Raw genomic sequence first — 25,517 nt, 5'->3', positions numbered from 1 at the left:
CCGACGAGACTGGTACCCACTGAGAAGGAGGGTTCCATGTCGCAGACGCAGGTTCAGGAGCATCCGATCGAGGCGACGCTCACCAATCTCGGCCAGCGCTGGCTCCTCGCCGTCGAACGCACCCTCCCCCATCCGCCCCAGGCGATCTGGGCCGCGATCACCGAACGCGACCTGGTCAGCCGGTGGGCACCGTTCGACCCGGACCGCGACCTCACCGAGACGGGGTTCGTCGCCCTGCCCGAGGCGGGAATCGAGCGCAGGGACGACGACACCGAAGACTCGATCGGAACGATCGTCACCGTCGCACCCCAGCGGATGCTGTCGCTGATCTGGGGCGGGGATCCTCTCGACATCGAGCTGGCACCGACGGCATCCGACACCGTCGTGCGGCTGAGCCACACCTTCGACGACCGCTCAAACGCCGCGAGTTACGCGGCCGGCTGGCACCTCTGCCTCACAGCGCTCGACGGCGTCGCCGGCGGCAAGGATGTTCCGCGGATGGTCGGTGACTCGGCGAAGCTGCACGGCTGGGACGACCTCCACGAGAAGTACAGCGAACTGTTCGGGGACTGAAACCGGGCCTGGACGCATCGTTCGTGCAGTCCTCCCCTGTGCGTGCACGTTTCTGGTTCGTCGCCGCCCGCCGGCATGCGCAAAACTAGGGGTGTGACTGAAACCCTGCATGATCCTGAATCCCGAGGCTTCGCCAGCGACAACTACGCCGGGGTGCACCCCGAAGTGCTCGAGGCGATCGCCGCCGCCAACGGCGGCCACCAGACGGCATACGGGGCGGATGTCTACACCGACAAGCTGCAGGAGGTCTTCGCGTCGCACTTCGGTGGCGGCGTGCAGGTGTTCCCCGTCTTCAACGGCACAGGCGCGAACGTCATCGGCCTGCAGTCGATGCTCCCCCGCTGGGGAGCGGTGATCGCGGCATCCACTGCCCACATCAACGTCGACGAGAACGGCGCCCCTGAGCGGGTCGGCGGAATGAAACTCCTCACGGTCGACGCCCCTGACGGCAAACTCACCCCCGAGCTCATCGACCAGGAGGCGTGGGGCTGGGGCGACGAGCACCGTGCCCAGCCGCTCGTGGTCTCGATCACACAATCGACCGAACTCGGCACGCTCTACACCGTCGACGAGGTGCGTGCCATCGCAGACCACGCGCACAGCCACGGCATGAAACTGCACATGGACGGCGCACGACTCTCGAACGCGGCCGCGTCGCTCGGCGTGCCGTTCAGGGACTTCACGACCGACGCCGGCGTCGACGTACTGTCGTTCGGAGGCACGAAGAACGGCCTGCTGTTCGGTGAGGCGGTCGTCGTGCTCAACGCGGAGGCATCCGACGGCCTGATCTTCCTGCGCAAGCTCAACATGCAACTGGCGTCGAAGCTGCGCTTCGTCTCGGCCCAGCTCATCGCCCTGCTCGAGGGCGACCTGTGGCTGCGCTCGGCATCACACGCGAACGCCATGGCGGCCAGGTTGCGTGCGTCGCTCGAGGACCTCCAGTCCACAGGGACGATCGCCGGCCTGCAGTTCAGCCAGCCCACCCAGTCGAACGCGGTTTTCGCGACCCTCCCGGCCGGCTCGGCCGACCGGCTGCGTGAGACCTTCCGTTTCTACGACTGGGATGCCGCACAGAACGAGGTGCGGTGGATGGCGTCGTTCGACACGACCGAGGCAGACATCGACGCCTTCGTCGAGGGCATCAGGGCCGAGCTCGCCGCCTGACCGGTCCTCAGGCACCCGGTGCGCCGGCGCTCGAAAATCCTTGCCAAAAGGTGAGCGTGCACGCCAAGCTTGACCCCAGTAAGGGGGTCGCCATGACCGCACGAGATCCAGCGCAATCGATTCTGCGACGCAAACCGATCGAAGAGATCGAAGAAGAGAACAAGCACAGCGGCCTGTTCAGAAGTCTGGGACTCTGGCAGCTGACAGCCATCGGCGTCGGTGGGATCATCGGTGTCGGCATCTTCTCGCTCGCCGGCCTCGTTGCGGCCGGGAGCGAGGACACCCCGGGGGTCGGCCCAGCCGTTCTCATCTCCTTCCTCATCGCTGGACTGGCGTCTGCGGCCGCCGCCCTCTCCTACGCAGAGTTCGCCGGGATGATCCCCCGCGCCGGGTCTGCGTACACCTACGGGTACGTTGCCCTCGGCGAGATCATCGGCTGGTTCATCGGCTGGGATCTCCTTCTCGAGTACATCGCCATCGTCGCGGTCGTCGCCATCGGCATCTCCGGGTATTTCGATGCCTTCCTGTCGGGAATCGGCATCGACATGCCCGCCTGGATGACGTCGACGGCCGATGAAGGCAGGGGCGGGATCGTCAACCTTCCCGCGATCGTCGTCTGTCTCCTCGTCACGTGGATCCTCAGCAGGGGCACCAGGACGTTCGGCCGGTTCGAGCTCGTCGCCGTCGCCATCAAGGTTCTCCTGATCCTGTTCATCATCGGACTGGGCGTCTTCTTCATCGACACAGCGAACTACGACCCGTTCATGCCGAGCGGGTTCGGCCCCGTCGTCGCCGGTGCGGCCACCGTGTTCTTCGCCGTGTTCGGCTACGACGCGATGAGCACGGCAGCGGAGGAAGCCACCGACGGCAAGAAGCACATGCCGAAGGCGATCATCCTGTCGCTCATCATCGCCATGATCCTGTACGTCGCCGCGACCCTCGTGCTCACCGGGATGCAGAACTATACGGAGATCGACCCGACGGCCGGGTTCGCCTCGGCGTTCACGAGCGTCGGCCTGCCGGTCATCGCGACGATCATCGCCGTTTTCGCCGTGATCTCGATCATGACGGTCATGCTCACCTTCCTCCTCGGCGTCACCCGGGTGTGGTTCTCGATGAGCAGGGACGGCCTGCTGCCCGGCTGGTTCGCGAAGACCGACACCCACGGCACACCGCAGCGGGTGACCTGGATCGCGGGCATCGCCGCGGCGTTCCTCGCCGGGGTGTTCCCGATCAAAGAGGTCGCCGACCTGACGAACATCGGCATCCTCGCCGCATTCGTCGTCGTCTGCACCTCGGTGATCGTGTTCCGCTACAAGAAGCCGAACGCTCCGCGGACGTTCCGGCTGCCGTGGATGCCGATCGTCCCGGCCTTCGGTGTGGTGGCGTCCGGGTTCCTCATGCTGCAGTTGCACTGGGAGACCTGGATGCGGTTCGGTGTATGGCTGCTGATCGGTCTCGTCATCTACTTCTTCTACGGCCGCAGGCACTCGCTGATGAACCCGAAGAGCCCGCGCCACTCGGAGCGGGTGGAGCCGCCCGCTCCGAGCCCGCAGGCCGAGTAGCGAAAGGTGGGGCGGGCTCTAGGCCTGCCCCACCAGACGGTCGAACAACGCGTCCTTCTCGCCGTCGACGACGCGACGGGAGGCATCTGCGTCGTACCAGTCGATCAGTTCACTGGCGCCGTCGGCGAAGAGCGTCCGCTGCGCGAAGTCGGGCACGAGCTTCTTGAGCTTGCTGTTGTCGAACACCATCGAGTGGGCCTTGTCACCGAGCAGGCCGTCGCCGAGGTCGGGTGCTGCTGCGGCGATCGCGTCACTGGTGACGTGGGCCAGGATCGGCTCGACGCCGGCAGCGGCTCCGAGCATCCGGTAGATCGCATCCCAGGTCGGAGCCTCGTCGCCGGTGATGTGGAACGCCTCACCGATCGCCGCCCGGTTGCCGAGGAGTCCGACGAAGCCGACGGCGAAGTCCGTGGTGTGGGTGATGGTCCAGAGCGAGCTGCCGTCGCCGTGGACGACGACGGGAACGCCGCGGCGCATCCGGTCGATGTCGGTCCAGCCGGCGAGGGTGGGCAGCAGGGTGCGGTCGTAGGTGTGCGACGGACGCACGATGGTCACCGGGTATCCGTTGTCGCGGTATTCGCCGATCAGGGTGTCCTCGCAGGCGATCTTGTTGCGCGAGTACTCCCAGAACGGGTTCCTGAGCGGTGTCGATTCGGTCACCGGGAGCCGCGTCGGCGGGGTCTGGTACGCCGAGGCCGAGCTGATGAACACGTACTGCCCCGTGTTCCCGCGCAGCTGGTCGAGGTGCAGCTGGTCGGGGGTGAAGCTGAGGAAGTCGGCGACCACGTCGAACGAGCGACCGCCGATCGCGCGACCGACGGCATCCGCGTCACGGACATCGGCGCTGAGCGACTCGACACCGTCCGGCAGCGGACGGTCGCCGGACCGTCCGCGGTTGAGGACCGTGACGTCCCAGCCGCGCTCGGCGGCGAGGGCCACGGAGGCGGAGCTGATGACACCTGTGCCACCGATGAACAACACACTTTTTGCACTCATGTGCCCATCCTCTCGCGACTTGCTGGGTTTGCAGGGGTTGGACCGCCCGAAGACCCCCTCAAACCTGGCAACTCGCGAACGTTACCTTCCGTTGCTCGGCGATTCGGCCGTCGCGCCCACCCGCCGTAACGTCGAAGGATGCCTGCCCTCGACGTATCCGCCCCCACGATCGCCAACCTGCTGACCGAGACCAGGCGTTACCCCGCCGACGCGGCGTTCGCGGCGCAGGCCAACGTGACGGCCGAGGACTGGGCGAGGGCCGACGCCGATCCTGACGCGTTCTGGGCGGATGCCGCGAAACGGCTCGACTGGGTCGAGCCGTGGCACACGACCCACACCTGGGAACCGGTCACGGAGGGTGCCGACGGCGAACTCACCGTGCCGAAGGCCGAGTGGTTCGCCGGGGGGACGCTCAATGTTGCGGTGAACTGCGTAGACCGCCACGTGGCCTCCGGAAACGGCGACAGGATCGCCCTGTACTTCGAGGGCGAACAGGGCGACCGCCGCGCGATCAGCTACGCCGAACTGCAGCGTGAGGTGTCGAAGGCCGCGAACGCGCTCGAAGCGCTCGGCGTCGGGAAGGGCGACCGTGTCGTCATCTACCTGCCGGTGATCCCGGAGACCGTCATCGCAACCCTCGCGGTCGCGCGGATCGGCGCCATCCATTCCCTCGTCTTCGGCGGTTTCAGCGCCGAAGCGCTGCGGTTCCGCGTCGAGGACACCCGCGCGAAGCTGCTCATCACGACGGACGGGCAGTACCGGCGCGGGGCCGCTGTCGCTGTGAAGGACAACGCGGACGCCGCTGTGGACGGCGTCGAGAGCATCGAACACGTCCTCGTCGTCCGCCGAGCGGGCGACGAGATCCCCCCGATCGCCTGGACCCAGGGCCGGGATGTCTGGTGGCACGACGTCGTCGACTCCGCGCCTGACACCCATCAGGCGCAGGCGTTCGACGCCGAGACCCCGCTGTTCATCATCTACACGTCCGGCACGACCGGGAAGCCGAAGGGCCTCGTTCACACCTCCGGTGGCTACCTCACCCAGGCGTCGTGGAGCCACTGGGCGATCTTCGATGCGAAAGCCGACGACGTGCACTGGTGCACCGCCGACCTCGCCTGGGTCACCGCGCACACCTACGAGATCTACGGGCCTCTCTCCAACGGCCTCACGCAGGTGATCTATGAGGGCACCCCGAGCTCGCCGCACACGGCGCGACATTTCGAGATCATCGAGCGGTACGGGGTGACGACCTATTACACGGCGCCGACCCTGATCAGGACGCTGATGACGTGGTTCCCCGACGGCCCGCCCGCCGGCTACGACCTGTCGTCGATCCGTCTGCTCGGCACCGTCGGCGAAGCGATCAACCCTGAAGCCTGGGTCTGGTTCCACACCCATCTCGGCCGCGGACAGGCACCCATCGTCGACACCTGGTGGCAGTCGGAGACAGGAGCTGCCGCAATGGCGCCGATCCCGGGAGTCTCAACGCTCAAGCCGGGGTCGGCGAACCGCGCCCTGCCCGGCCTGTCGACGCTCATCGTCGACGACGCCGGCGACCCTGTTCCGTTCGGTGAAGGCGGATACCTCGTTGTCGACCGCCCTGGCCCCGCCCTCGCCCGCACCGTCTGGGGCAACCCCGAGCGCTACCGCGACTCGTATTGGTCCCGGTTCTGGAAGCAGGGCTACTTCTTCTCCGGCGACGGTGCCAAATGGGACGCCGACGGAGACATCTGGGTGCTCGGCCGGGTCGACGACGTCATCAACGTCTCCGGGCACCGGCTCTCCACCATCGAGATCGAATCGTCGCTCGTCGCCCACCCCGCTGTGGGCGAGGCGGGAGTGGTCGGCGTGACGGATGCCATCACCGGGCAGGCCATCGCGGCGTACGTCATCCCGGCGACCCGGTCCTCGGGGCCCGAGGCGGAGCATCCCGACTACTGGCTTGGTTTGAGTGACGAACTCACCGAACTCCTGCGGTCACACGTCTCCAGGCAGATCGGACCGATCGCGAAACCGCGGGACGTCATCATCGTGCCCGACCTGCCGAAGACACGCTCGGGCAAGATCATGCGTCGGCTGCTCGGCGACATCTCAGACGGCCGCCCGCTCGGCGACGTGACGAGCCTGCAGGACGACACGGTGCCGGCGAGGATCGAGGAGATCCACCTCGCGTCGGGCAATCGGTGATCGCCTGTCGACAGGCTCAGTGTCCCGGTGACGAAGGAGTATCGAGATCAGGCCGCACGATCTCGATGGGGCCTCATGCGACCTGCTCGATCACCTCGATCACGGTGGCCCTGCGCCCCGAACTGGGTCGGACGTTCCCGGCTCGGCGACAGGGTCGTCGTTTAGGATGAGAGTCCACCGCCTCCCGACCATGGTGAAGACATGTCCGCTCCTGCCTCCGAACGCCCGGCGACCCCTGCCGCTGCGAGGAAGCGCTCGCTGAAACCGTTGTGGGTCGCGGCTGCCGCGATCGCTTCGGTCGTCGCCCTCGCCCTCTCGGGCACGCCCGGCGGAACGATGGCGCAGTGGTCAGAAACCGGCTCGCAGCCGGCGTCGCTCTTCACTGCGGGTTCGATCAACGCCGCCACTGCGGTCGCGCCATCGCCGGCTGTGACGTTCTCGGCCGGGACGACCGAGAAGGTCGGTGGTTTGACGATCACGAACGCAGGCACCGTGGATGCGACGTACACCACGACAACGACCGCCACCGGTTCGTCCGCCCTTGCCGGCGGAGTCCAGGTCGTCGTCTGGAAATCGACTGCCGCTGCGGGATGCACGACGCCAGTGTCCCCGGTCACCGGCACGTGGTCCTCGTTCCCCGTCCTGACCGGCACTCTCGGTGCGGGCGCCTCACAGTTCTACTGCGTGAAGACGAACCTCACCACACCGGTCGGCCTGGCGTCCAACACGTCGGTCACCGGCACGTTCACCACCGCCATGAAGCGCAACACCTGGACGAGCTCCTCGGCAGCGGCAGTGGTGCAGACGTTCGTGGACGCCCCACCGTCCACTCCGACCGGCCTCGGCTTCAGCGGAACCACCCAGACGACGACGACCCTCACCTGGACCGCGTCCACTGACGACGTTGCCGTCACCGGCTACGACATCTACAACGGAGCAACGCTGATCGGCAGCACGACGGGGGCAACCACGTTCCCGGTCACCGGGCTCTCGTCCTCGACGACGACCACGTTCTCGGTCAGGGCGAAGGACGGTGCCGCCCACACCTCAGCACCCGCATCGGCGAGTGTCACCACTCTGACGGCCGCCCCGCCGAGTGGCTGGCACCGGCTCGTCAACACCAAGAGCGGCCTGTGCATCGACGCCAAGGGCGCAGGAACCGTCAACTTCTCCCCGCTCGTCCAGAACACCTGCAGCAACCCGGCGCCGATGAACCAGACCTGGTCGTTCTCCGGACCGAACGCCGACGGGTACTACACCGTCGTGCCGCGGCACACCAGCACGGTCGTCTGGGATATCGAAGCGGCATCCGGCGACAATGCCGCCCGCGTCATCCTGTACGGGCCGCACGGCGGAGTGAACCAGCAGTGGACCGTTCGCCTGGTGGCACCGGACACCTACCAGTTCATGGCCCGGAACAGCAGCAAGTGCATGGCCGTCATCGGCGGTTCACTCGCCGTCGATGTCGGCTACGAGCAGGTCACCTGCAACGCTGCAGACCCCGCCCAGACCTTCAGCTTCCGTGAGGTCGACACCACCGCCCCCACCACGCCCACGTTGAGCGGTTCCCTGAACGGCACGACGGCGTCGCTGTCATGGTCGGCTTCGACCGACGCCACGGGCGTCACGGGGTACGTCGTGTATCGCAACGGCGTCCAGGTCGGCGAGACGACGGCAGCGGTCAGGACGTTCTCGAATACCGGACTCACGTCCGGGTCGACCTACGCATACACGGTGCGGGCGAAGGATGCCGCCGGAAACGTCTCGCCGGCATCGAACTCGGTGAGTCTCGCAGTGATCCCGAGCCTGAGCTGTTCCTCGTCCACCTGGATGGCCACGTACTCGTGGACGCCACCCGCAGGCGTTCCGCAGGCCTCACTGCGCTACAACCTGTACGTCAACGGGGTCAAGATCACGCACTCCGCAGACGGCTGGAACTCCTACGTCCAACTGACCCAGTACAACGTGCCGTCGACCATTCCGCTCGGCCGTTCCACCGTCCTCGTCACCAGAATCCTGTCGGACGGAAGCGAGACGGCGATCGGGACCGGAGTCGTGAACATCACGCTCTACCCGATGACAACGACACGGACCTATAACTGCGGCTGACCGGCGCCGCGATTTCATCGAGATCGCAGTTGCGCACCCACAACCCTCTACAACGGAGTTCGTGAGTGCGCAACTGCCATCTCGCAAACGGACGCCGCCCCTAGGCTGATCCCCATGCGATTTGGAACCTTCATCCCTCAGGGATGGCGATACGACCTTGTTGGAATCGACCCCGCAGAGCAGTGGGCGACGATGCACAGCCTTGCGGCCCATGCGGACGCCGGACCCTGGGAATCGATCTGGGTGTACGACCACTTCCACACAACGCCCGTGCCCTCGGAGGAGGCCACGCACGAGGCATGGACGCTGATGTCCGCCTTCGCCGCGACGACGAAGCGGGTGCGGCTCGGACAGATGTGCACGTGCATGAGCTACAGGAACCCGGCCTACCTGGCGAAGGTCGCGGCCACGATCGACATCATCTCAGGCGGACGGGTCGAGATGGGGATCGGCGGCGGCTGGTACGAGCACGAATGGCGGGCATACGGGTACGGTTTCCCCGGCGCAGGCGACCGCCTCGGCAGGCTCGACGAGGGCGTCCAGATCATGAAACAGGCCTGGGAGACCGGCACGGCCACCCTCGACGGCAAGCACTACCAGGTGGACGGCGCCATCGTCCGGCCGCAACCGCTGCAGGCCGATGGCATCCCCTTCTGGATCGCCGGCGGCGGGGAAAAAGTGACGCTGCGGATCGCGGCGAAGTACGCGCAGTACACCAACTTCGACGGCTCCCCTGAAGGATTCGCTCACAAGAGTGAGATCCTGCGCGGGCACTGCGACAAGATCGGCAGGGACTTCGACGAGATCGTGCGCAGCTCCAACTACAACGTCGTCATCGCCTCGACAGAGGCCGAGGTCGCCGACCGCCTCGACGCCATCGAGGCACGCGTCACCCCTTACCTCGGTGCGGCGAAGGCCGCTGACTTCCTGGCCGAGTACCGCAGCGGGAAGGCGCTTGGCGTCGGAACCCCTGAACAGATCGTCGAACGCCTCCGCGCGATGGGCGACCTCGGCCTCGCGTATGCCATCACCTATTTCCCCGAGGCGGCGTACGACCGGTCCGGGATCGAGCTGTTCGAGCGTGAGGTCATCCCAGCGCTGAGCTGACCGGGGCGTAACGTTTCGTCGCGCTCGGCGCGACGAACGGTCGCCGACGTACAGTGAAGAGAGTGGCGAGGGCGCCGCGGAATACTCCGCGGCGCCTTTTGCTTGCATATGAATGGATCAACGGCGACCCGACATTGCACTCGACCCAGCGAAGGAAGCCGGAATGACCACCTCAACCCTCAACCGCACCGCCGTCACCAGCACACCGATCCACGGAGTGCTGGCCGAACGCTGGAGCCCGCGCTCGTTCGATTCGAGCGTCGAGGTTGCCGACGAGAAGATCACCGCGGCCCTCGAGGCGGCCCGCTGGTCGGCCTCAGCGTCGAACACCCAGCCGTGGCGCTTCATCGTCGCCCGCAGGGGATCGGCCGAGCACGACACCATCGTCGAGAACCTCGTCGGCTTCAACCAGACCTGGGCTGCATCGGCACAGGTCCTCATCGTCAACCTCGCCTCGGTGACGACAGCAGAAGGAACCCCACTGCGCTGGGCCCAGTATGACCTCGGCCAGGCCGTGGCCAACCTGACCATCCAGGCCCACCACGACGGCCTGCACGTTCACCAGATGGGCGGAATCGACGTCGCCGGCCTGCGCAACGCGTTCGGCATCAGCACCGACCTGGAGCCGATCTCCGTCACTGCACTCGGCGTTCTGGGCGAACCGGATGCCCTGTCCAGCGACGTGCTTCGCGAGCGTGAAGTCGCGCCGCGCAGCAGGCGCCCTCTCGACGAGCTCGTTCTCGTCAACGTGTAGGCCACTCTCACCGAACCGCGGGCGTCAGCGTACCGTCGCGGCTCTCACCACACGCCAAACGGGCGGATGCCGAAGCATCCGCCCGTTTTCGATTCGCCGTTTCGCGGTCTAATCCCCTGCCACCGCGGCCACGGTGAGTTCGTCCCTGGCGGCGTCGAGGTCGACGCGAACCGTGTTGCCATCGCGGATCGATCCTTCGAGGATGGCCGTTGCCAACCGGTCGTCGATCTCGTTCTGCATGAGCCGGCGTAGCGGCCTCGCCCCGTAGATCGGGTCGTACCCGCGCTCGGCCAGCCAGCTCCGCGCATCGGGAGTCACAGCGAGTTCGAGTCGACGTTCGTGCAGCCGGCGCTGCAGGCGATCGATGTACAACTCGACGATCTGGCTGAGGTCGGACTCGGTGAGCGACGAGAACACGACGATGTCGTCGAGCCGGTTCACGAATTCGGGCTTGAACGCCTGCCGGACGAGCTGCTGCACAGCGTCCTCCTTCTCGGACCACGACAGGTCGGGGTCGACGAGGTAGTGCGAACCGAGGTTCGAGGTCAGGACGAGGATCGTGTTCCTGAAGTCGACAGTCCTGCCCTGGCCGTCGGTGAGCCTGCCGTCGTCGAGAACCTGGAGCAGCACGTCGAAGACCTCGGGGTGGGCCTTCTCCACCTCGTCGAGCAGCACGACGGAGTACGGGCGGCGACGGACCGCCTCGGTCAGCTGCCCGCCCTGCTCGTAGCCGACGTAGCCGGGAGGGGCTCCGACGAGTCGTGAGACCGAGAACTTCTCGCCGTACTCGGACATGTCGATGCGGACCATGGCCTTCTCGTCGTCGAAGAGGAACTCGGCGAGTGCTTTCGCGAGCTCGGTCTTGCCGACACCGGTGGGGCCGAGGAAGAGGAACGAGCCGGTCGGCCGGTCGGGATCCGAGATGCCCGCCCGCGTGCGCCGAACGGCATCCGCCACCGCCTTGACCGCCTGCTTCTGACCGACCAGCCGCTTGCCGAGTTCGGTCTCGAGATGCAGCAGCTTCTCGGTCTCCCCCTGCAGCAGCCGACCGACGGGGATACCCGTCCACGCGGCGATCACCGCGGCGATGTCGTCCGACGTGACCTGGTCGTTGACCATGAGGGGTCCGTCGGTCTCGGCCTGCTCTGCTTCCTGAAGCTCGCGCTCGATCACGGGGATGTCGCCGTAGAGCAGACGGGAGGCCTTCTCCAGGTTGCCCTCACGCTGTGCGCGTTCGGAGGCGATCCTCGCGGTGTCGAGACGTTCCTTGAGCTCACCGACCCGGTTGAGGTTGGCACGCTCCTTGTCCCAGCGGGCCTGCAGTTCGCCGAGCGTCTGCTGGCGCTCCGTGAGGTCTTCCCGGAGCTTGGCGAGGCGTTCCTTCGACGCGTCGTCCTTCTCCTTCTTGAGCGCCAGCTCCTCGAGCTTGAGCCTGTCCACGCTGCGACGCAGTTCGTCGATCTCCACCGGGGCGGAGTCGATCTCCATCCGCAGCCGCGAGGCGGCCTCGTCGATGAGGTCGATGGCCTTGTCCGGCAGCTGCCTGGCCGGGATGTACCGATTCGAGAGGGATGCCGCGGCCACGAGCGCCGAGTCGGCGATCGTCACCTTGTGGTGCGCCTCGTACCGCTCCTTGAGCCCGCGGAGGATCGCGACGGTGTCTTCCACGCTCGGCTCCCCCACGTACACCTGCTGGAACCGCCGCTCCATGGCGGCATCCTTCTCGATGTATTCGCGGTACTCATTGAGCGTCGTCGCGCCGATCATGCGGAGTTCACCCCTGGCCAGCATCGGCTTGAGCATGTTGGCTGCGGCGACGGAGCCCTCACCTGCGCCGGCTCCCATCAGGGTGTGGAGTTCGTCGATGAAGGTGATGATCGAGCCTTCGGCGTCGTTGATCTCCTGAAGCACGGCCTTGAGGCGCTCCTCGAATTCCCCGCGATACTTGGCGCCCGCCACGAGCGCGGCGAGATCGAGGGAGACGATCTGCTTGTTCTTGAGCGAGTCGGCGACGTCACCGGCGACGATCCGCTGGGCAAGGCCCTCGACGACGGCGGTCTTGCCGACACCGGGTTCTCCGATGAGGACAGGGTTGTTCTTGGTGCGGCGCGTCAGGACCTGACTGACCCGGCGGATCTCTGCATCGCGACCGATGACCGGATCGAGTTTGCCGGATGCCGCGATCTGGGTGAGGTTCACCCCGTACAGTTCCAGGGCGCTCTTCTGCTCCTCCTGCGACTGCTGGCCAGGCTGCATGTGTGATATCTCCTACGTGAAAGTTGAGTCGAACTGACTCAAGTTTAGCGCGACTCGACGGGTGATGCCAGCGCCGCGGGATCGTAGGCTGGGTGAACCATCGAATTCCCAGTGAGAGGCCGCGCCATGCCCGATGTCGACGTGATCGTGATCGGCCTCGGCTCCATGGGAGGAGCCGCAGCCAACACCCTGGCCCAACGCGGACTGAAAGTGCTCGGCCTCGAGCGGTTCTGGCCGTCCCACGACCGCGGTTCAGCGCACGGCGGCACCCGGATCATCCGCCAGTCGTACTACGAAGGCGTCGAGTACGTCCCGCTCCTCCGTCGTACATACGAGGGTTGGCGCCGGCTCGAGGAACAGTCAGGGCGCGCTCTCGTCTCTCTCACAGGGGGAATCTACATCGGCGACCCCGGGGAGGAGACTTTCACGGGCGCGCTGCGGTCGGCACAGGAATGGAACCTGCCACATGAGGTGCTGACGAGCGCGGAGATCACCGCTCGCTTCCCGGCGATGCGCCCCGCCGACCACGCGGTAGGCCTCTACGAGGCGAACGCCGGGTTCGTGAACCCGGAGCTGACGACCGCGGCGAACATCCAGGTCGCGACGCAGCACGGCGCACGACTGCATTTCGGCGAGACCGCGCTGTCGTGGTCGGCGACCCGCGGTGGCGGTGTCGAAGTGGTGACCAGTCAGGGAAAGTACGGGGCCGACCGTCTCGTTGTCGCGCCTGGCGCCTGGTCGGCCCAGTTGCTCGGCGAGGTCGGGGCGCCTGTGACCCCCGAGCGCCAGGTCGTCTACTGGTTCGCTCCCGGCTATGCGCCGGGTCGCCCTGCGTACGAGGATTACGCCGCAGGTCGACAGCCGGTGTTCATCGAACGCACCGACGGTAACGACCAGGTCTACGGGTTCCCGATCGCCGACGGCCCGGCCGGGGGCATCAAGATCGGGTTCTTCCGCGACGAGCGGCCGACGGACCCGGATGCCGTCGATCGCGAGGTTCTCCCGTTCGAAGTCGCCCGCATGCAGGCGCGAGCGCTCGAACTCTTCCCGCACCTCACCGGCCGCCTGCTCGATGCGCAGACCTGCCTGTACCCGAGTTCTCCTGACGACCACTTCATGATCGGCCTGCACCCCGAGTTCTCGCAGGTGACGGTCGCCACCGGCTTCGGCGGCCACGGCTTCAAGTTCGTGCCGGTCGTCGGGGAGATCGCCGCCGACCTGTCGACGAGGGGACGCACGGACCTGCCGATCGACCTGTTCTCGCTCGACCGGCCAGCACTGCAATTCTGAGTCGATCCACGAGCTCTATGTCGGAGGGTGAGATCGGCGGCACGCAGGACTACACTGACTGCAAAATCGGACCCGTCCGAACGCAAAACAACGACCCGCTTTCCCAGGGGGCACTGGGAAAGCGGGTCGTTTTGCGCAAATGCGGTCTGAGCCGCAACCTTTCAATTATCGCCCGCGGGTGGCCCTGGCGGTGGAATGACGGGCGTGTCGTTGTCGATATACGTGTCGTCGGAACGGTCCGCGCTCGGTGCCTCGGCCCCTTCCGGCGTCGCCGCTGCGGCGAACTCGCTGGGCGACTCGCCTGTGACATTCCCGGGGTGCGTCTCGTCGAAATCGTCGAGGATGCCGTTGGTCTGGTCGAACGGGTGGGCGACGTCGCCCAGCACGCCCACGTTCTCGCTCGTGGCGTCGACGGATTCGGAGCCGGTGGTGACAGGCCCCGTGCGATCGGCCGTGCTGACTTCTCCGTCAGCGTCGGTGATCTTCACCTGGTCTTCGATGTCTCGTTCTTCGTTCATACCCCGACGCTACGCGCGGGGATATCGACGGCAAGACCCTTGACAGACGATCAGGCGAGGGTCGGACTGACCTTGAAGCCGGCGCCGCGATGCTCGGCCGGGAGATGGTCGCCGCGCCCGTGGAGCTTGTTGCGAAGGCTTCCCGGCTCGTAGTCGCTCGGGTAGGCGTCGCGCTTCTGGAGCTCGGGAACGACGAACTCGACGATGTCCTCGAACGTGCCCGGCGTGATCGCATAGGCGAGATTGAATCCGTCGACGTCGGTCTCGTCCACCCACGACTGCAGCTGGTCGGCCACTTCGGCCCCCGAACCGACGATCCGGGTCCCGAGGCCGCCGATTCCGGCCCAGTTCGCGATGTCACGGACCGTCCACTCGCTGCCGTCTTCGGATGCCGCCTGGAAGTTTGCGACCGCCGACTGGATGGCGTTGCTCTTCACGTCGCCGATCGGGTCGTCGAGGTCGTACTGGGACAGGTCGACTCCCATCCACCCGGACATGAAGACGAGGGCGCCTTCAGCGCTGGCGTACTGCTGGTAGTCCTCGTGCTTGGCCTGGGCCTTCTCGGGCGTCTCATCGGTGATGATCGTGACGAGCTGGTAGATCTTCGCGGAGTACCGGTCGCGGCCAGCCGCTTCGAGGGCATCCCGGATCTTCGACACCGTCGACTTCAGAACGGCCTTCGTCGGCGATCCGACGAAGATGGCCTCGGCGTTCTCTGCGGCGAACTGGATGCCACGCCCTGAGGCGCCGGCCTGGAAGATCACCGGGGTGCGCTGCGGGGACGGTTCGGACAGGTGGATGCCCGGCACGGTGAAGTTCTTCCCAGCGTGCCCGATCTCGTGCACCTTGGCCGGGTCGGTGAAGATCCCCGTCTCGCGGTCACGGACGACGGCGTCGTCCTCCCACGAACCCTCCCAGAGCTTGTAGAGCACCTCGAGGTATTCGTCGGCGATGTTGTATCGCTCGTCGTGTTCGACCTGGTCGTCGTGACCCATGTTGCGGGCGGCACTGGGCAGGTAACCGGTGACCACGTTCCAGCCGATACGACCCTTGGTGAGGTGGTCGAGTGTGGAGAGTCGCCGTGCGAACGGGTACGGGTGCTCGTAGGCCGTTCCTGCGGTGATCCCGAAGCCGAGGTTCTTCGTCACGGCCGCCATGGCCGAGACGAGCAGCAGGGGGTCGCTCACCGGGACCTGCGCGCCGTTGCGCAGCGCGGCTTCGTTGCTGCCGCCATAGACGTCGTAGGTACCGAGCACGTCGGCGATGAACAGCCCGTCGAACTTACCGCGCTCGAGCAGCTGGGCCAGTTCGGTCCAGTAGCTGAGGTCGGTGTACCGGTGCGACTGGTCGTCCGGGTGGCGCCAGAGCCCTGGGGACTGGTGGGCGACGCAGTTCATGTCGAAGGCATTGAAGCGAATGTGACGGGCCATCGTCCCATCGTGCGGGGAATCCGGCTTTCGCGCTGGCCGGGCCGACACACGGCGTCACAGAACGCCCGGGGCGCGCTCGACAGAACGAACTGCTCGCGCGCGACGCTCGACAGGAGCAAGCGCCCGATTTCAGCGGGCGGTTCCTGGTGAGCGTGCGGGCGGACCGGCGAGCACCCGCTCGTACACGTCGATCATGCGGGCCGTCTGATAGCTCTGCCTGAACTCCTGGCTGGTCTGCGGCTCCACCACCAGTTTCGTTCCGGATGCCACGTCGGCGGCCACGCGACGGATTGCCTCGGCGAGCGCCGCCACCGACCCGTCGTCCGGCTGCCAGTAAGTGCCCTTCGGGAGTTCCCCGGCGATGTTCGGGTCGCTCACGATCGACGGTGTTCCGAGCGCGGCAGCTTCGAACACGGTCATGCCCTGGGTTTCGAAGCCGATCGACGTCTGCACGAGGGCGTCGGCTGAGGCGATCGCCGTGAGGGCATCCCGGTACGGCACCTTGCCCGCGAACCGGACCCGGCCGACGAGGCCGTGGTCGCGCACGAACGCCTGGGCCTTCGACAGCAGCAGGCCTGCACCGTACAGCCGGAACTCGGCGTCCACGTCGGCCACCCGAATCGCCTCGAGATATTCGAGGATTCGCTTCTCCGCGCTCATTCTCCCCATCCAGACGAACAGCGGCCGGGATCGCTGCCTCGGCACGGCATCGGCGAGCACCTCTTCGACCACGGCGTCGTCCGCCCCTGTCCAGATCACGTCGACGTCCGCGGCGACGCCCTTCCGTTCCAGCAGCGACGCGAAGTGCCCGCTCGGCGCCGTCGAGGCATCCGCGCGAACGGCGAGTTCGTTGAGGAATGACCACGCGCTGGGGGCGAGGCGGGACCGCGTCGGCTTGAGCACCCGGTGCTGCCACCAGAGCAGCCCGCGCACCGCCAGCCGGGGGAACGGGACGACCTGCTCGATCCCGAACTCCATGTGGTTGTGAAACGTGTGCACGGTGCGGATGCCGTGCCTCGCGGCATAGCGGTATCCGAGCATCGCGCCCCAGTAGTCGGCCTGCACATGGACGATGTCGACCGGCGGTCGCGTGGCAAGTGCCGCGTCGAGAAAGCGGTCGGTGCGGCGGGAGACGAGAGTCATCGAGTATTCGCGGTCGAGGGTGATCGGCGCGGACGGCGTGTCGACATAGTCCGGGTCACCGGGATGCTCGCGGTGCATCTTCGGGGCACAGACCGTCACCGTGTGCCCGGCCTTCTCGAGGAAACGCTTCTGCAGTCTGAGTGAGACCTGCACTCCGCCGAGGGAATCCGCGTGCTGGTCGCTGAACATCAGAATGTGCATGGTCCAACAAGCGTAGCCGGGCAACCCTGCGGTCAGCCGCTGATGCCCTCGACCTCTTCCAGCGCCTCGAGCAGCGACCCCTGCGCGAAACCGAACCAGTCGTACAGGCTCTCGACGTAGTCGTTGTCCGAGTCGACGTCCGGCTCGGTTCCCGTGGCGATACCGAGACTCGTGGCCAGGACGAGCCTCAGGTCCGTGAGCGTTCCGAGCCAGTACATCGCGTACTCGCGGTCGAGCTGCACGGTGCGCACCTCTCCGTCGCCCGTCCGGAGGGTCTCGGCGTTGTCGAACGAGACGAGGACGCCCCTGGCGTTCTCGATCTTGCGGTCGATGAGGTCGTCGAGGGTGAACCGGCGGAACTCGTCTGCCGCCTCCGGATCGTCTGCGTATGCATCCGGGAACAGACGGGCCAGCACGCCGGGGTCGACGTTCGCCTCGCCTTCCTTCACCCGCTCGAGCAGTCCGATGATCTGCTGCACGAGGTCGGTGAAGACGACGACCTCCTGCACTTCGAACTCGGCAAGGAGGTCTCCACCGGAGAGTGCGTCGAACGCTCTCATTCGGGCACCTTGACCAGCGTCGACAGCAATCCGTAGCCGTGCATCGCAACCACGTGGCGTTCCATCTCCTCGCGACTCCCCGTCGCCACGACGGCCCTGCCCGAGTTGTGAACCTGGAGCATGAGTTCGTCGGCACGCGCCTGGTTGAACCCGAAATAGCTGCGGAACACCCAGGAAACGTAGGTCATCAGGTTCACCGGGTCATCCCACACCACAGCGTTCCACGGCGTTCCGAGCGTGAGCGACTCGGCGAGGTCCTGGCGGTGGTCTAGTTGCGGCACGCTCCCAGCTTTGCACTCGACGCGTCCAAAGCACAGCCCGCGGATGGGGCGCGCCCCTCCGAGGCCCCGTCGCCGGGGCCGGAGGATCACAATCGTCAGCGGCGTTCCCCGGTCGTTGCGTATTGTCGTCAGAAGGGCATCGCGCCCATCGACGACGGGAGTGAACGTGTTGAAACTTGGAGTAAAGGCGTCGGCGGAGCAGTTCGGCCCGCGCGACCTCGTCGAGATCGGCGTCATGGCCGAGGAGCACGGATTCGACAGCGTCACCGTGAGCGACCACTTCCAGCCGTGGCGACACAACGGCGGCCACGCGCCCTTCTCCCTCGCGTGGATGACCGCGGTCGGTGAGCGTACCGAGCGCATCAGCATCGGGACATCGGTGATGACGCCGACCTTCCGGTACAACCCGGCCGTCGTCGCGCAGGCCTTCGCCACCATGGGCTGCCTCTACCCTGACCGCGTCTTCCTCGGCGTCGGCACCGGCGAGGCCCTGAACGAGATCGCGACCGGCTACCAGGGCGAGTGGCCCGAGTTCAAGGAACGTTTCGCCCGCCTGCGTGAAGCCGTCGACCTCATGCGCCAGCTCTGGGTCGGCGACCGTGTCGACTTCGACGGCGAGTACTACACGACCCGCGGTGCGTCGATCTACGACGTGCCGGACGGCGGCGTGCCCGTCTACGTGGCGGCGGGCGGCCCCGTCGTCGCCAGGTACGCCGGTCGCGCCGGTGACGGCTTCATCTGCACGTCCGGCAAGGGCATGGAGCTGTACACCGACAAACTCCTCCCCGCTGTCGCCGAGGGCGCAGCGAAAGCCGGCCGCGATGCCGACGAGATCGACAAGATGATCGAGATCAAGATCTCCTACGACACGGACCGCGATGTCGCGCTCGAGAACACCCGCTTCTGGGCCCCGCTCTCGCTCACGCCTGAGCAGAAGCACTCCATCGAGGATCCGATCGAGATGGAGGCGGCGGCTGACGCCCTCCCGATCGAACAGGTCGCCAAGCGCTGGATCGTCTCCTCCGACCCCGACGAAGCCGTCTCGCTGATCAAGCCGTACATCGACGCCGGCCTGAACCACCTCGTCTTCCACGGCCCCGGCGGCGACCAGAAGCGGTTCCTCGACCTCTTCGAGCGTGACCTCGCCCCGCGGCTCCGCGAGCTCGGCTAGGGAATGCTCGGGGAGAACACTCCGCTGACCAGGGCCATACGGGCACCGAATCCGGGGCCGATGACCCTGGACGGCACGAACAGCTATCTGGTCGGCGCCCGGGAATCGGGCGGCATCGTGATCGTCGATCCCGGACCGGGCAATGCCGGGCATGTCGGTCGGTTGGCGGCCGCGGGCAGGATCGACCTGATCCTGATCACGCATCACCATCCCGATCACACGGGTGGCAGCGCTGAGCTCCACCGACTCACAGGGGCTCCTGTCCGTGCGTTCGATCCGGCGTTCTGCATCGCTGGTGCGCCGCTTCTCGACGGGGAGGTCATCGCGGCAGCGGGCACGAGCATCCGCGTCGTTACGACTCCCGGTCACTCGGCCGATTCGGTCTGCTTCGTCATCGGCGGGGATGGACCTCACGGGTCGATTCTCACCGGTGACACGATCCTGGGGCACGGCTCGACGGTGATCGCGCGCGGCGACGGCGACCTCGCGGCGTACCTGTCGTCGCTCGAGAGGCTCCGTTCACTCGGACCCCTGACAGTGCTCCCCGCTCACGGGCCGATGCTCCCCGATCTCGAGGCAGCCTGCGACGAGTACCTCGCCCACCGGCGCTCACGTCTCGACGACGTGCGGTCGGCGCGTGTGCGGCTCGGCGCAGATGCCACGGTCGCTGCGGTGACTGACATCGTCTACGCCGACATCGACCCTCCACTCCGCTTCGCCGCCGAGTACTCGGTCGAAGCACAGCTCGCGTATCTCGACGCCATAGACTCCGCCGCTGAGGGAACAAACCCGACGCAGAAGGGCTTCCACTCAGCATGACAACTCTTGGACTCATCGGGTCAGGCCACATCGGCTCCCAGCTCGCACGCGCCGCCGTCTCGCACGGCTACGACGTGATCGTCTCGAATTCCCGCGGACCAGAGTCCCTCACCGAGCTCATCCTCGAACTCGGTGAACGGGCGACAGCAGGGACGACAGCGGATGCCGCGGCGGCCGACCTCGTCGCCGTCGCGATCCCGCTCAGGGAGATCGAGAACCTGCCTGCCGACCTCCTCGCCGGCAAGGTCGTCATCGACACGAGCAACTACTACCCTCAGCGGGACGGACGCATCGCGGCGCTCGACGAGGAGCAGACGACGGTCTCCGAACTGGTGCAGGCGCATTTCACCGACGCCAGGATCGTGAAGGCGTTCAATCACATCTACGCGTCGGCCATCACCGACGACGCCCAGTCAGCGGGGACCGCTGAACGGCGGGCCCTCATCGTCGCCGGGGAGGACGCGGCTGCCAAGGTCACCGTGGGCGCCTTCATCGACGCGATCGGATTCGACGTGCTCGACATCGGCGGACTCGCGGAGAGCTGGCGCATCCAGGTCGGAACGGCCGCCTACGGGCCGCGGCGCGACCGCGAGGAGCTCGAGATCGACATCGCCCAGGCCCAGCGGCCCGGCGGGCACTGAGTCCGGCGGGCGTGGTTTGTAGACCCACGCCACCAGCACGACCGAGATGATCATCAGCAGGAACCACGAGACGAGTTTCGCGGCACTGACGAGGCTCCAGCCATCGAGCTGGTCCGGGTAGAGCCAGGCGCCCGCCCACGTCCCGATGTTCTCGGCCAGCCAGATGAAGATCGCGACGAGCGCGAAAGCGATGAGCAACGGCATCCGGAACGTGCGCCGGAAGATGCGGAAGTGCATCACGGTCCGCAGGTACACGACGATCACCGCGGCGAGCAGCAGCCAGCGGAGGTCGACGATGTAGTGCTGCGTGAAGAAGTTGAGGTAGATCGCCGAGGCGACGATGGCGGTGATCCAGCGCCGCGGGTAGCGGTCGAAGCGCAGGTCGAACAGCCGGTAGACGCGGACCATGTACGACCCGACCGCCGCGTACATGAACCCGCTGAACAGGGGCACTCCGCCGATGCGCAGGATGCCCTCCGCCTCGTACATCCATGATCCGACGTCGGTCTTGAACAGTTCCATCACCGTGCCGACGACGTGGAAGAGGGTGATCACCCGCAGTTCCCGCAGGGTCTCGAGTTTCGCGGCGACCATGACGATCTGGATCGCGATGGCGGCGAGGGTCAGGGCGTCGTTGCGGGCGAGCGCCGCGTCATCCGGGTACCACAGCCGTGCCGCGACGATGACGACCAGGAGCGCTGCACCGAACGCGCACGCCCACGCCTGTTTCGCTCCGAAGACCAGGAATTCGACGAGTTTGGAGCGGATGCCGTCCGTCGGCGCCGTATCGAGCAGGCGATGCGCGGCATCGTCGATCAGCTGTTCGACCGACGTGAACCTGCGAGCCATTGGTCCAACCTACCCGCGGGCGTCCTCCGCCCGGCGCCTCACGGAGACGGTCACGGTGAACTTGGAGTTCCGCCCGAGCTGGCGGGTGGGCCCGAGAAGCCGTTCGAGCGTCTGGCGGTAGCCGAGGTGGGAGTTCCACACTGTCCACAGTTCGCCTCCCGGTTTCAGCACGCGAGCCGCATCCTGGAACAGCTTCTCCGCGATGCCGGCGTGCACGGTCGCTCCGACGTGGAACGGAGGATTCAGCAGGATGAGCTCGGCGGAGGCGTCCGCCCACGCGGACAGAGCGTCATCCCGCACGACACTCACCCGGTCGGCCACGCCGTTCGCGAGGGCGGTCTGGCGTGCGGATGCCACGGCGGCCGCCGACTGATCGGTGGCGGTGACGAGAATGTCCGGGTGGGCGCGGGCGACGGCGGTGGCGAGGACCCCGGTGCCGCAGCCGAGGTCGATGGCCTCCCTGGCGGCGGGCAGAGAGTCGAGGAAGCCGAGAAGGAACCGCGTGCCGATGTCGATCTTGGTGCCGGCGAATGCGGCTCCATGCGCGCACACCCACAGCCCGAGGTCGTCGTGGAACTCGCGGGCCGGCCACGCCGGATCGCCCGTCGCATGCCGAGGTCCGCTCGCGACGAGCACCCGTGATTTCTGCTGCGCCAGCGATGCTGCCACTGTCTCGAAGGATCGTCCGAACACGTCGTTCATGGCGTGGGTCATGTGTTTGACCCGGCCGCCGGCGAAGATCACGACGTCCGGGCTCGCGGTGAGCGCGAGCACTTCGCTGATCTCGGCGAGTGCGTCCAGTGAGCGGGGCAGCTGGAGCAGGACGGTCCTGGCCCCGCGGAGGGCGGATGCCTCGAGCGGCACGCTCGTGAATGCATCCGTCAGCCCGAAGCTGTCCGCATTCGCGGCGAGTGCCCGCTCACCGGACAGCTCGTCCTGGTGCACGCGGATGCCTGTGGCTCCTGCCGTCGCCGCAGCGAGCGTCAGCGCCCCGTAACGGTCGCCGATCACGACGACGTCGCCTGGTGCGGACGCAGCGAGCGCTTCTGCTGCGGTGCCGAGGAGGAGCCGGTCGGTGGCGTCTGACGCGAGGAGGTTCGGTGCTTCCACGTCTGGCCACCGGCGGAGCCGGTCGAACGGGAAGTCTGTCACTGAATCAGGGTATCGGTGGCGCCTGCATTGACGTGTCTCCCGTGGGCCGCTCGCGGAAGGCGTGCGCCATCCACCACCAGCTGAGCAGCCCGATCAGGGCGCTCACGATGAGGCTGACGATGCCGCCGACAGCGGCAACGGTGACCAGCGGGGTGAAGTCGAAGTCGGAGAGTGAATCCAGCCCGCCGGGGTCGCCGAGGCCCTCAGGCACATTCGTGGTCGGGGTGAACATATTCCCCAGGTTGAGGAGAGGCGAAGTGATGCCGCTGATGAAGCCGTTGGCGACGATCGCAATGCCGAGTCCGCTCCAGGTGACGGCCACCGGGCGGTTCACCGTGTGGCCGCGAAGAATCCAGATACTGGACAGGTAGCCGAGGACCCAGATGATCACCCCGAGAATCACCATCCCGATGAACCAGGGAGCCGCCGTCGACCAGGCATCCCGGACGAACTGCTCGACGACGTCAGGGCCGGCGAGGCCGTCCTGGGAGAAGTCCTCAGGGTTACGGCTGGCGATCCAGCCGAACAAGGCTCCGAAGAATGCGCCGAACGCCGCGATGGCCAGTGGAATCATCACCAGGGCGAACCCGAGACTCATCAGGGTGAAGGAGACGGCGCCGGCGATCATGGCACCGCGCTTCTGACGCGGGCCGAGCGGCGGACGGCGGGGCACCGTCGGCCCTGGCGCGTACGCGATGGGTGCCTGCTGCGGATACCCCGGTTGTGCGTATCCCGGTTGCTGCTGGGTGTACCCAGGCGCCTGCTGGAGATAGCCCTGCTGCTGGTGCGGATACGCAGTCGGCTGCTGTGCATGGCCCGGTTGCTGCGGATACCCGGGTTGCTGCGGATACCCGGGTTGCTGCGGATACCCGGGTTGCTGCGGATATCCGGCGGTCGGGTACGCGGGAGCCTGCATGGGCCCGGGTGCCGGAGCCTCGGGCGAGTCAGGGGCAGGAGGCGCCGGCGCGCCGGGAGGCGGGGCCAGCGGTGATCCGGGCGGCGGGCCGTCCGGCGCTGCGGGCGGCTGGGGTTCCACCGGCGGCTGCGGTGCCGTCGGGTCAGGCCCCGGCTGCTTTCCTGGGGTCGAAGGATTGTCGGGAACGTGCTGTTCGTGCTCGCTCATGCCGCCAGCTTAACGACCCGTTCGCATCCGCGTAACCCACGCGGCCAAATCGGTCGGCCCAGTCGGATTTTGCCTCCGATCAGCCCGAAAACCCCGGCCGGTCGGCCCCAAAGGGCGGCCAGCAGAATCGAGTGGTCCTGAACGGCTGCCCGCGCGGCGTCCGAACGACCTTTCGGGCCCACTCGACGCTTAGCGGGTCCGGGATGCCGGCCGCGGCTAGCGCTGGAACGGCCGCCAGATCACGAGCTCGGTGCGTCGCTGGGCGCGCGTGCCGCTCTTCAGCGGAACGACGTCACCCTGCGATCCGGCCGCGAACACGCGGCGCCCGGGCGACTTCACCAGCTCGCTCGCGAGGGCATGCTCGAGTTCGCGGACGCGCGAGGCCAGCGCCGCCACCTCGTTTTCGAGGGTGAGGATGCGACTGATGCCCTCGAGGCTCACGCCCTCCGCGCTCAGCCGGGCGACTTCGCGCAACTGTGCGACGTCACGCATCGAGTACCTGCGGGACTTGCCCGCGGTTCTCGTCGGGGAGACGAGGCCGAGCCGGTCGTACTGCCGCAGGGTCTGCGGATGCATTCCGGCCAGCTCGGCCGCCATCGCGATCGCGAAGATCGGCGAATTCTCGTCCATCCTCGTTATCCTCGCGCCCGGTGGATGAGGTCCTCGCGTGGGTTCTCGTGCGGTTCCAGCTCGTGGAAGTGCTCGAGAGCGGCCTTGGCTTCCGCGCTGAGGTGCGACGGGACCGCGACCTGGACGACCGCGAGCAGGTCGCCGGTGCCCTTCGCTGTCGATACGCCCCTGCCCTTGACCCGAAGGATCCGGCCAGAGGGGGTCCCAGGAGCGACCCGCAGTTTCACGGGGTCGCCGCCGAGTGTCGGCACCTCGATCGTGGCGCCGAGGGTGGCCTCCACGAACGTGACAGGCACGTTCACGCGCAGGTTGAGCCCGTCTCGTTCGAACACAGGATGCTTGCGCACGGTGACCGTGAGAACGAGGTCGCCGGCAGGGCCGCCGTCCGGAGACGGGTGCCCCTTGCCGCGCAACTTGATCTTCTGCCCGTCGGCGACGCCGGCCGGGATGTTGACCTTGATCGTGCGGCCTTCGGCGGTCTGCAGGGTGATCTGCTCACCCTTGGTCGCCGTGAGGAAGTCGATCGTCGTGGATGCTGTGACGTCGCGGCCGGGCGTCGGCCCGCCGAACCCGCGGTATCCGCCCGTGGGCTGGCCGAAGCCCCCACTGCGCCCGAACATCCCGCCAAGGATGTCTTCAAAGTCGGCCTGCTGGTAGCTGGTGCTGGTGCCGCGTGCGCCGCCACCGAACATCCCGCCGAAGACGTCGTCGAAGCCACCGGATGCCCCGCCGCCGCCTGGGGCGGTGAAGCGGGCTCCTGATCCCATCGCGCGCACGGCGTCGTATTCCTTGCGCTGCTCGGGGTCGTTGAGCACTGAGTATGCCTCGCTGACCTCCTTGAACCGGGATTCAGCCTTGGCGTCGCCCGCGTTCGAGTCGGGGTGGTACTTGCGCGCGAGCTTGCGGTAGGTCTTCTTCAGCTCCTCCGGCGTCACATCCTTCTTGACGCCGAGGATCTTGTAGAAGTCCTTGTCGAACCAGTCCTGACTTGCCATCGC

General features: G+C 66.9%; 22 protein-coding genes and 1 pseudogene. 11 read left to right on the top strand and 12 right to left on the bottom strand.

Features of this window, described 5'->3' with window-relative positions; translation table 11 throughout:
* Nucleotides 1-36: 36 nt before the first annotated feature.
* The 3 genes from AC1M2K_RS08445 to AC1M2K_RS08435 all read left to right on the top strand — a co-directional run bounded on the left by AC1M2K_RS08445 (nucleotide 37) and on the right by AC1M2K_RS08435 (nucleotide 3,302).
* Entirely contained in the window at nucleotides 37-573 is a 537-nt protein-coding gene (locus AC1M2K_RS08445) for an SRPBCC domain-containing protein (protein WP_480240617.1), read from the top strand.
* 75 nt (nucleotides 574-648) lie between these two features.
* Nucleotides 649-1,737 carry a threonine aldolase family protein gene (locus AC1M2K_RS08440; RefSeq protein WP_480240616.1) on the top strand — a complete coding sequence of 363 codons (1,089 nt, stop codon included), beginning with the start codon at nucleotides 649-651 and terminating at the stop codon, nucleotides 1,735-1,737.
* A 92-nt stretch (nucleotides 1,738-1,829) separates the two neighbouring features.
* Nucleotides 1,830-3,302 carry an amino acid permease gene (locus tag AC1M2K_RS08435; protein ID WP_480240615.1) on the top strand — a complete coding sequence of 491 codons (1,473 nt, stop codon included), beginning with the start codon at nucleotides 1,830-1,832 and terminating at the stop codon, nucleotides 3,300-3,302.
* Nucleotides 3,303-3,320: 18 nt separating this feature from the next.
* Here AC1M2K_RS08435 and AC1M2K_RS08430 read toward each other — a convergent pair whose 3' ends face one another.
* Nucleotides 3,321-4,298 (bottom strand): SDR family oxidoreductase, encoded by a 978-nt coding sequence (locus tag AC1M2K_RS08430; RefSeq protein WP_480240614.1) that lies wholly within the window; start codon nucleotides 4,296-4,298, stop codon nucleotides 3,321-3,323.
* A 138-nt stretch (nucleotides 4,299-4,436) separates the two neighbouring features.
* Between AC1M2K_RS08430 and acs the strand changes: the two genes are divergently transcribed.
* The 4 genes from acs (at nucleotide 4,437) to AC1M2K_RS08410 (ending at nucleotide 10,455) form a co-directional block, all read left to right on the top strand.
* The gene (gene acs / locus AC1M2K_RS08425; RefSeq protein WP_480240613.1) at nucleotides 4,437-6,485 is read left to right on the top strand and encodes an acetate--CoA ligase; all 2,049 of its coding nucleotides are present in this window, start codon (nucleotides 4,437-4,439) and stop codon (nucleotides 6,483-6,485) included.
* A 201-nt stretch (nucleotides 6,486-6,686) separates the two neighbouring features.
* On the top strand, nucleotides 6,687-8,594 hold the full coding sequence (locus AC1M2K_RS08420) for an RICIN domain-containing protein (RefSeq protein WP_480240612.1): 1,908 nt from the start codon (nucleotides 6,687-6,689) through the stop codon (nucleotides 8,592-8,594).
* 114 nt (nucleotides 8,595-8,708) lie between these two features.
* Nucleotides 8,709-9,701 carry an LLM class F420-dependent oxidoreductase gene (locus tag AC1M2K_RS08415; RefSeq protein WP_480240611.1) on the top strand — a complete coding sequence of 331 codons (993 nt, stop codon included), beginning with the start codon at nucleotides 8,709-8,711 and terminating at the stop codon, nucleotides 9,699-9,701.
* A gap of 163 nt (nucleotides 9,702-9,864) precedes the next feature.
* Nucleotides 9,865-10,455 carry a nitroreductase family protein gene (locus tag AC1M2K_RS08410; protein WP_480240610.1) on the top strand — a complete coding sequence of 197 codons (591 nt, stop codon included), beginning with the start codon at nucleotides 9,865-9,867 and terminating at the stop codon, nucleotides 10,453-10,455.
* A gap of 108 nt (nucleotides 10,456-10,563) precedes the next feature.
* Here AC1M2K_RS08410 and AC1M2K_RS08405 read toward each other — a convergent pair whose 3' ends face one another.
* Entirely contained in the window at nucleotides 10,564-12,711 is a 2,148-nt protein-coding gene (locus AC1M2K_RS08405) for an ATP-dependent Clp protease ATP-binding subunit (protein ID WP_480240609.1), read from the bottom strand.
* A 126-nt stretch (nucleotides 12,712-12,837) separates the two neighbouring features.
* Here AC1M2K_RS08405 and solA point away from each other — a divergent pair, with 126 nt between their 5' ends.
* Nucleotides 12,838-14,001: an N-methyl-L-tryptophan oxidase gene (solA, locus tag AC1M2K_RS08400; RefSeq protein ID WP_480240608.1), complete on the top strand. Its 1,164-nt coding sequence runs from the start codon at nucleotides 12,838-12,840 to the stop codon at nucleotides 13,999-14,001.
* Between the two features lie 161 nt (nucleotides 14,002-14,162).
* On the opposite strand, the gene AC1M2K_RS08395 is transcribed toward solA, so the two are convergent.
* The 5 genes from AC1M2K_RS08395 to clpS form a co-directional block, all read right to left on the bottom strand.
* Nucleotides 14,163-14,519, bottom strand: coding sequence for a hypothetical protein (locus AC1M2K_RS08395; protein ID WP_480240607.1), 357 nt, complete (start codon nucleotides 14,517-14,519; stop codon nucleotides 14,163-14,165).
* Between the two features lie 50 nt (nucleotides 14,520-14,569).
* On the bottom strand, nucleotides 14,570-15,949 hold the full coding sequence (locus AC1M2K_RS08390) for an LLM class flavin-dependent oxidoreductase (protein ID WP_480238492.1): 1,380 nt from the start codon (nucleotides 15,947-15,949) through the stop codon (nucleotides 14,570-14,572).
* Between the two features lie 129 nt (nucleotides 15,950-16,078).
* Complete coding sequence (locus tag AC1M2K_RS08385) at nucleotides 16,079-17,293, bottom strand: glycosyltransferase (protein WP_480240606.1); 1,215 nt, start codon at nucleotides 17,291-17,293, stop codon at nucleotides 16,079-16,081.
* A 32-nt stretch (nucleotides 17,294-17,325) separates the two neighbouring features.
* Nucleotides 17,326-17,853, bottom strand: coding sequence for a DUF2017 family protein (locus tag AC1M2K_RS08380; RefSeq protein ID WP_480238494.1), 528 nt, complete (start codon nucleotides 17,851-17,853; stop codon nucleotides 17,326-17,328).
* A complete protein-coding gene (gene clpS / locus AC1M2K_RS08375; RefSeq protein WP_480240605.1) occupies nucleotides 17,850-18,134 on the bottom strand; it encodes an ATP-dependent Clp protease adapter ClpS in 285 nt (94 codons plus the stop codon). The genes AC1M2K_RS08380 and clpS overlap by 4 nt, the downstream gene beginning before the upstream one ends.
* Nucleotides 18,135-18,300: 166 nt before the next feature.
* Between clpS and fgd the strand changes: the two genes are divergently transcribed.
* From fgd to AC1M2K_RS08360, 3 genes are read left to right on the top strand one after another with little or no spacing between them, the layout of a single operon-like run.
* Nucleotides 18,301-19,305: a glucose-6-phosphate dehydrogenase (coenzyme-F420) gene (gene fgd, locus AC1M2K_RS08370; protein ID WP_480238496.1), complete on the top strand. Its 1,005-nt coding sequence runs from the start codon at nucleotides 18,301-18,303 to the stop codon at nucleotides 19,303-19,305.
* Between the two features lie 60 nt (nucleotides 19,306-19,365).
* Nucleotides 19,366-20,124 carry an MBL fold metallo-hydrolase gene (locus AC1M2K_RS08365; RefSeq protein WP_480240604.1) on the top strand — a complete coding sequence of 253 codons (759 nt, stop codon included), beginning with the start codon at nucleotides 19,366-19,368 and terminating at the stop codon, nucleotides 20,122-20,124.
* On the top strand, nucleotides 20,121-20,765 hold the full coding sequence (locus AC1M2K_RS08360; RefSeq protein ID WP_480240603.1) for an NADPH-dependent F420 reductase: 645 nt from the start codon (nucleotides 20,121-20,123) through the stop codon (nucleotides 20,763-20,765). The genes AC1M2K_RS08365 and AC1M2K_RS08360 overlap by 4 nt, the downstream gene beginning before the upstream one ends.
* Here AC1M2K_RS08360 and AC1M2K_RS08355 read toward each other — a convergent pair.
* From AC1M2K_RS08355 to AC1M2K_RS08335, 5 genes and pseudogenes are all read right to left on the bottom strand, one after another.
* Nucleotides 20,766-21,614, bottom strand: a pseudogene (locus AC1M2K_RS08355) (DUF817 domain-containing protein); the annotation flags it as partial. It abuts the gene before it with no gap.
* A 9-nt stretch (nucleotides 21,615-21,623) separates the two neighbouring features.
* Entirely contained in the window at nucleotides 21,624-22,766 is a 1,143-nt protein-coding gene (locus tag AC1M2K_RS08350) for a class I SAM-dependent methyltransferase (RefSeq protein ID WP_480240602.1), read from the bottom strand.
* A 4-nt stretch (nucleotides 22,767-22,770) separates the two neighbouring features.
* Entirely contained in the window at nucleotides 22,771-23,889 is a 1,119-nt protein-coding gene (locus AC1M2K_RS08345) for a DUF2062 domain-containing protein (protein WP_480240601.1), read from the bottom strand.
* Between the two features lie 216 nt (nucleotides 23,890-24,105).
* Nucleotides 24,106-24,519 (bottom strand): heat shock protein transcriptional repressor HspR, encoded by a 414-nt coding sequence (locus AC1M2K_RS08340; RefSeq protein WP_480238501.1) that lies wholly within the window; start codon nucleotides 24,517-24,519, stop codon nucleotides 24,106-24,108.
* A gap of 5 nt (nucleotides 24,520-24,524) precedes the next feature.
* On the bottom strand, nucleotides 24,525-25,514 hold the full coding sequence (locus tag AC1M2K_RS08335; protein WP_480238502.1) for a DnaJ C-terminal domain-containing protein: 990 nt from the start codon (nucleotides 25,512-25,514) through the stop codon (nucleotides 24,525-24,527).
* Nucleotides 25,515-25,517: the final 3 nt, after the last annotated feature.

The sequence above is a fragment of the Mycetocola sp. Y171 genome, assembly GCF_056713165.1.
Note: the sequence above shows the minus strand (reverse complement) of the source record. Positions and strands in the feature narration are given on the sequence as shown.